The organism is Pseudoalteromonas sp. SR43-7, from assembly GCF_014163785.1.
Taxonomy (GTDB): Bacteria; Pseudomonadota; Gammaproteobacteria; order Enterobacterales; family Alteromonadaceae; genus Pseudoalteromonas; species Pseudoalteromonas distincta.
The window spans coordinates 1-273 of the sequence record NZ_JACJDY010000068.1 but is presented as its reverse complement, the minus strand read 5'-3'; the positions used below and the strand labels follow the sequence as shown (position 1 = coordinate 273).

Annotated in this window: 1 rRNA gene; it reads right to left on the bottom strand. The window is 38.5% G+C overall.

Features of this window, described 5'->3' with window-relative positions:
- Positions 1 to 179: 179 nt before the first annotated feature.
- Positions 180 to 273, bottom strand: a 23S ribosomal RNA gene (locus H5087_RS20050); the annotation flags it as partial.

Here is a 273-nt window from a genome sequence, read left to right as displayed (position 1 = left end):
TCAGGTGGGTCCAAAACGCTATTGTCACCAAGCAAATTTGGGCGTTAATTCGTATCGCTACGCATTAACTGAATTTGGAAAATATCTGATAATATTTTTTAAGTCTTTCTTTAAGTAATTTCTACTTTAGTCATATTAACTTCTGTCTAAACTGTCGCATAAAACGCGTTTGGCGTTGTATGGTTAAGCCTCACGGGTAATTAGTACAAGTTAGCTTAATGGCTCACACCACTTCCACATCTTGCCTATCAACGTTGTAGTCTTCAACGGCCC